This is a genomic window from Streptomyces sp. NPDC055078, assembly GCF_053607985.1.
Genome location: NZ_JBSGUP010000500.1, coordinates 1 through 6,132 on the forward strand (window position 1 = coordinate 1; position 6,132 = coordinate 6,132).

A 6,132-nucleotide genomic window follows, 5' to 3' on the forward strand; every position below is an offset into this window, starting at 1 on the left:
GCGCAGATGCATGGCGAAGGCGGCGCCGAGACCGACCTGCTCGCCGTGGCTCGCGGCGCGCTGCGGGTACAGCAGGTCGAAGGCGTGGCTGATCTCGTGGCAGGCACCCGACGAGGGCCGGGTGTCCCCGCTGATCGACATGGCGATTCCGGTGAGGACGAGCGCCTCGGCGAGGACCGTGAGGAAGGCGTCGTCGCCGATGCCCGCCGGGTGGCGCAGCACGGCCTCCCCCGCCGTACGGGCCATGGCGGCGGCGAGTCCGTCGACCGGCTCGCCGTTGACGTGGTGGGCGAGTTCCCAGTCCGCGATCGCCGAGATGTTGGAGATGGTGTCGCCGACGCCGGAGCGGATGAACCGGGGCGGGGCGTCCCGGATGACATCGAGGTCGATCACCATGGCGATCGGGGTGGGCAGACCGTACGAGCCGCGGCCGTTGTCGTTGTCGAGCGTGGCGACGGGCGAACAGATGCCGTCGTGGGCGAGGTTGGTGGCGACGGAGACCATCGGCAGGCCCACCCTGGCCGCCGCGTACTTCGCCACATCGATGATCTTGCCGCCGCCGAGGCCGACGACGGCGTCGTACCGCCTGCCCTTGATGGAGTCCGCGAGCTTGACGGCGGCATCGATGGTGCCGCCGTCGACCTCGTACCAGTCGGCGCCGGGCAGGACCGGGGCGAGCCGCTCGCGCAGGGCGCGTCCGGAGCCGCCGCTGATGGCGACGGCGAGTGTCCCGGAGGTCGAGATGCGCTGGTCGGCGAGGATGGCCGCCAGATCGTCCAGGGCGCCCGGCCGGATGTCGACGACGACCGGCGACGGGATGAGCCGGGTCAGTACTGGCACGCGATCTCACGGCCCTTCGCGAGGTCGTCGTGGTTGTCGATCTCCACCCAGGCCACGCCGTCCCCGATGGGGGCGACGTCGATGGTGAAGCCTCGGCCGATCAGCTCCTGGTAGCCGTCCTCGTAGTAGAGATCGGGGTCCCGCTCGAAGGTGGTCTTCAGCGCGTCCGCCAGGTCCCCGGCGGCCTCGGGCTCGATCAGGGTGACGCCGATGTACTCGCCGGTGGCGGTGGCCGGGTCCATCAGCTTGGTGATGCGGCGCGCTCCCCGGCCGTCCTCGGTGATCACCTTCATCTCCTCGTCGGCGAGCCGCTTCGCCGTGTCGAGGGCGAGGATGATCTTCCGGCCGCCGCCCCGGGCGTCGAGCAGGGTCCGTTCGACGGAGACGGGGTGGACGGTGTCGCCGTTGGCGAGGATGACTCCGCGCTTGAGGACGTCACGGGCGCACCACAGGGAGTAGGCGTTGTTCCACTCCTCCGCCTTGTCGTTCTCGACGAGGGTCAGCTGGATGCCGTACGCGGCCTCCAGGGCGGCCTGGCGCTCGTAGACGGCCTCCTTGCGGTAGCCGACGACGATCGCGGCCTCGGTGAGTCCGATCTCGGCGAAGTTGGCGAGGGTCAGATCGAGGACGGTTCTGGCGCCGTCGCCGTCCTCCAGGGGCACGAGGGCCTTCGGAAGCGTGTCGGTGTAGGGGCGAAGACGCCGTCCGGCACCGGCTGCCAGTACGAGGCCGATCATGCGGGTTCTCCTTCGTCATGTACGGCGGGCGCGGCGGATGACACCCAGAAGCGGATGCTCTCCACCACGACCACGACTGCGACGACGACGGCGATGGCCGTCAGCGCGATGGTGAAGTCGGGTGCGGCGACGAGGGCGGCCGACAGCGCGACGGCCAGGACACGGCCTTCGTGCCCGCCGATCGCCCGGACCAGCCAGGCCGGGGGCGCACCCGTGCCGCCGCGGATGCGGTAGACCGTGTCGTAGTGATGGTAGGCGACGGCTGCCACCAGGCCGAAGGCCGCGGGCAGGGCCCCCGGTTCGTCCGCCCGGACCGCGAACGCCAGGACCGCGCCGTACTCGGCGGCCCGGAACACCGGGGGCACGAGCCAGTCGAGCGGGCCCTTGAGCGGGCGGGCGACGGCGAGGCCGGAGGTGACGGCGTAGAGGACCGCGGCGGCGACGGGGACGTATGAGCCGTGGTCGCCGAGGGCGGCGGCCACGACCAGGGCCGCGCCGCCGAGGAGCGCGATCACCGGCGGGGCCATCGCGGGCAGCCCCCGGACGATTCCCCGCCCGGCGCGGGCGACGGCCTCGGCGAGCGGGCCGGAGTCCGCGAGGTCGGCGAGCGCCGCCGCCGCGCGGTCGGTGCGCGTGGCCCTGCGGGTCAGGGAGCGCAGCAGCCGTCCGGCGGTGGTGTAGCAGGCGGCGAAGGCGCAGCCGATCAGCAGGGCGTAGAAGACGATCCGGGGGGTGGCCACGGCCGTCAGTACGGCGATCATGGCCCAGCGCTCGCCGATCGGCAGCACGATCATCCGGCGCACCCAGACCGTCCAGCCGACGCTGTCGAGCCGGTCGGAGAGGGCGGCGGTGGGGCTGGTGTTGGAGACCGCGTCGTGGTTGGCCTCGTTGAAGGAGAAGTCCACGACATGGCGGCAGGTCTGGAGGATCATCGCCCCGAGCGCCAGCGCCCACACATCATCTCCGCCACCGCCGCGGGCGGCGCCCAGGGCGAGGCCCGCGTAGTAGGCGTACTCCTTGGCGCGGTCGAAGGTGGCGTCCAGCCAGGCGCCCATCGTGGAGTACTGGAGCGAGTAGCGGGCGAGCTGCCCGTCGGTGCAGTCCAGGACGAACGAGAGGAGCAGCAGCACTCCGGCGGCGACATAGCCGCCGCGGGTGCCGGTGGCCGCCGCGCCGGCCGCGATCAGCGCGGTGACCAGCGATGCGGTGGTGACCTGGTTGGGGGTCAGCCCCCGGCGCGCGCACCAGCGGGCGAGGTAGCGGGAGTAGGGGCTGATGCAGAAGGTGGTGAAGAAGCCGTCGCGGGCCTTCACGGCCGAGCGCAGCCGTACGGCCTCCTCGTCCACGTCCGCGACGGCCTCGCGGGCCGCCTCCCGGGAGCGGGCGTCGTCGGGCACGGTGGCGACGAGCGAGCCCAGCTGCGGGCGGTGCACGGCGGTGCCGTCGGCGGTGAGCGCCTCGGCGAGCGCGTCCGGCAGGATCACGGCGGAGGCCAGGGCGGTGCCGGCGGGGGCGGAGCCGGCAGCGGCCTCCCGCCCGTCCGCCAGGGCGCGGGTCAGCGCGCCCCGGGCCTCCGGCCGGGCGGTCAGCGCGCCGGGGACGGCGGCCACCGGGAAGCGGGGGTCGGTGAGCGCGAGGCGCAGCGAGTGGACATGTCCGACGAAGCGCGCGTCCACGACGGCGACCCGCTCGGTGGCGGGGACCGTGGCGAGGAGCGCGGCGGTCCCGTCGCCGCCCGGTGAGACCCGTACGTCGAAACCCAGCGACCGCAGATCGCCATCGAGTGACGATCCTGGTGCGGGCGGACCGGTGAGGATGGCGGTCGACAGACGAACTCACTCCTTGAAACCGAGGGTGAACCGAGGGTGTGGGTGCGCGGCGGCCCGGCCCGGGTACGCGGGCGGCGGCACGTCGGCAGGGGCTTTCGGCAGAGGCTATCGGATTAGCACAAGCGGGAGTTCACTGCCTGTTCACGCCCACTTCGGGCCCGCGGGTACCCCAGGGAACCCCGGCACCGGATCATCATTGTCGATCGTTGCCCCGGCTCACAAACCGCGCCGTCCACGGCCTCGGACAGGCCATAGGCTTATGCGTATGACTTGGCTGATCACAGGTGGAGCGGGATATATCGGTGCGCATGTGGCACATGCGATGTCCGGTGCGGGGGAGAAGGTCGTCGTACTCGACGATGTCTCGTCGGGCGTTGTCGAGCGGCTGCCCGGGGAGATTCCGCTGGTGCGCGGGACGGTGCTGGACCGGGAGCTGCTGGACCGTACGTTCGCGGAGCACGAGGTCACGGGAGTGGTTCATCTCGCGGCGAAGAAGCAGGTCGGGCAGTCGGTGGAGCAGCCGCTGCACTACTACACGGAGAATGTGCACGGACTGACCGTGCTGCTGGAAGCGGTCGTCAAGGCCGGTGTGCGCAAGTTCCTCTTCTCGTCCTCGGCGGCGGTGTACGGGGTCCCGGAGCTGGAGCTGATCCCGGAGTCGGCTCCCTGTGTGCCGATCAATCCGTACGGGGAGACCAAGCTGGCCGGTGAGTGGCTGGTCCGGGCGGCGGGACAGGCGCACTCGCTGTCGACGGCCTGTCTGCGCTACTTCAATGTGGCGGGCGCGGCCCGTCCTGAGCTGGCGGACACCGGGGTGTTCAACATCATCCCGATGTTCTTCGACCGGCTCACCCGGGGTGAGGCACCCCGGATCTTCGGGGACGACTACCCGACACCGGACGGCACCTGTATCCGCGACTACATCCATGTCGCGGACCTGGCGGACGCCCATCTCACGGTGGCCCGCCGGCTGGCCGGGCACGGCGGTCCGGGGGGGCCGGGTGATCTCACGGTCAACATCGGGCGCGGGGTCGGGGTCTCGGTGCGGGAGCTGGCGGATGTGGTGGGCGAGGTCACGGGATACGGCGCGGAGCCGGTCATCGAGCCGCGCCGTCCGGGCGATGCGGCGAAGGCGGTCGCCTCGGTGGACCGGATCGCCGGGGAGCTGGGCTGGTCGGCCTCGCACGGGGTGCGCGAGATGGTCGGGTCGGCGTGGGAGGGCTGGTGTCTGCGGCATCCGGAGGCCGTCCGCGCGACGTGATCGTCCACGGCCGGACCCATCCGCCCCCCGGCGTCCGAATGAAGTAAGGGTGCCCTGACCTGCGGATCGTTTCCGCAGGTCAGGCGATATGACAACGGTGTTCAATGCCGTGTTGCACATACCCCCTACCAGTAGTTCACTGAGCCTCGGACCGACACAGTCCCGACCGCTTGGAGGACGTTGCTATGGGGGCAGGGCACGACCACGGACACACACACGGCGGCCCGCCGCCGACCGGAACCGCGGCGGCGGCCTACCGGGGACGGCTGCGCATCGCGCTGACGATCACACTGAGTGTGATGGTCCTGGAGATCGTCGGCGGTGTCGTCACCGGATCGCTCGCCCTGGTCGCCGACGCCGCCCATATGGCGACGGACGGCGTCGGACTCGCCATGGCACTGCTCGCCATCCACTTCGCCAACCGGCCGCCGAGCACCAATCGCACCTTCGGCCTGGCGCGGGCGGAGATACTCGCCGCGCTCGCCAACTGTCTCCTGCTGCTGGGTGTGGGCGGCTATGTGCTCTTCGAGGCGGTGCAGCGGTTCATCACACCCGCCGAGACCAACGGCGGTATGACGATCGTCTTCGCCCTGGTCGGCCTGGTGGCCAATATCGTCTCCCTCTCGCTGCTGATGCGCGGCCAGAAGGACAGCCTCAATGTGCGCGGAGCGTATCTGGAGGTGCTCAACGACGCGCTGGGCTCGGTCGCGGTCCTGATCTCGGCGACGGTCATTCTCACCACCGGCTGGCAGGCGGCGGACCCGATCGCCTCGCTGGTGATCGGGCTGATGATCGTTCCGCGTACGCTCAAACTGCTGCGCGAGACCCTCAACGTGCTGCTGGAGTCTGCGCCCAAGGACGTCGACATGGCGGAGGTACGGGCGCATATCGTGGCCCTGCCGGGCGTGGAGGACGTGCACGATCTGCACGCCTGGACGATCACTTCCGGGATGCCGGTGCTCTCCGCGCATGTGGTGGTGAGCCCGGACGTACTGGACTCGGTCGGCCATGAGCGGCTGCTCCACGATCTCCAGGGCTGTCTGGGGGACCACTTCGATGTCGAGCACTGCACCTTCCAGCTGGAGCCGGCCGGTCATGCCCAGCACGAGGCCAGCCTCTGTCGCTGAGGCCGCTGGGACTGCTGGGGCTGCCGAGGCGCTCCGGGGTCGTTGAGTCCCGCCGGGGCCACTGAGTCCCCCTGGGGCGTGCCGAGGTTTTCGAGCCGACATCACGGTATGTAATTCGGCCATCTTTCGGCGTAACGGACAGGACGATGACCGCTCCGGTGCCCGATGGTTCCCAGGGCGCGTCACAGGGCAGACCCTGGTGCCCGGGGGCCTGCGGCGCCCGGCGCGCGCTCCCGCTCCCGCCGCCGGGCGGGGGCGGGAGCGGTGGACATGCCCGGGCCGGTGAAGTGCGGACAAGCCGCCTCCGTACGGCAGACTGGACGGGCCCCACAGGGCGA

At 71.2% G+C, this 6,132-nt stretch carries 5 protein-coding genes; 2 read left to right on the forward strand and 3 right to left on the reverse strand.

Annotated elements, in window-relative coordinates; translation table 11 throughout:
* From ACWF94_RS30390 to ACWF94_RS30400, 3 genes are all read right to left on the reverse strand, one after another.
* On the reverse strand, positions 1–840 hold an 840-nt coding region (locus ACWF94_RS30390; protein WP_453495577.1), incomplete at its 3' end, for an iron-containing alcohol dehydrogenase family protein.
* Positions 828–1,577: a phosphocholine cytidylyltransferase family protein gene (locus ACWF94_RS30395; protein WP_453495580.1), complete on the reverse strand. Its 750-nt coding sequence runs from the start codon at positions 1,575–1,577 to the stop codon at positions 828–830. The genes ACWF94_RS30395 and ACWF94_RS30390, both read right to left, overlap by 13 nt.
* Complete coding sequence (locus ACWF94_RS30400) at positions 1,574–3,406, reverse strand: DUF5941 domain-containing protein (protein ID WP_453495589.1); 1,833 nt, start codon at positions 3,404–3,406, stop codon at positions 1,574–1,576. The genes ACWF94_RS30395 and ACWF94_RS30400 overlap by 4 nt, the downstream gene beginning before the upstream one ends.
* A 265-nt stretch (positions 3,407–3,671) precedes the next feature.
* Here ACWF94_RS30400 and galE point away from each other — a divergent pair, with 265 nt between their 5' ends.
* Entirely contained in the window at positions 3,672–4,667 is a 996-nt protein-coding gene (gene galE / locus ACWF94_RS30405) for a UDP-glucose 4-epimerase GalE (RefSeq protein WP_453495583.1), read from the forward strand.
* Between the two features lie 185 nt (positions 4,668–4,852).
* On the forward strand, positions 4,853–5,794 hold the full coding sequence (locus ACWF94_RS30410) for a cation diffusion facilitator family transporter (RefSeq protein WP_453495586.1): 942 nt from the start codon (positions 4,853–4,855) through the stop codon (positions 5,792–5,794).
* The last annotated feature ends 338 nt before the right edge of the window (positions 5,795–6,132 follow it).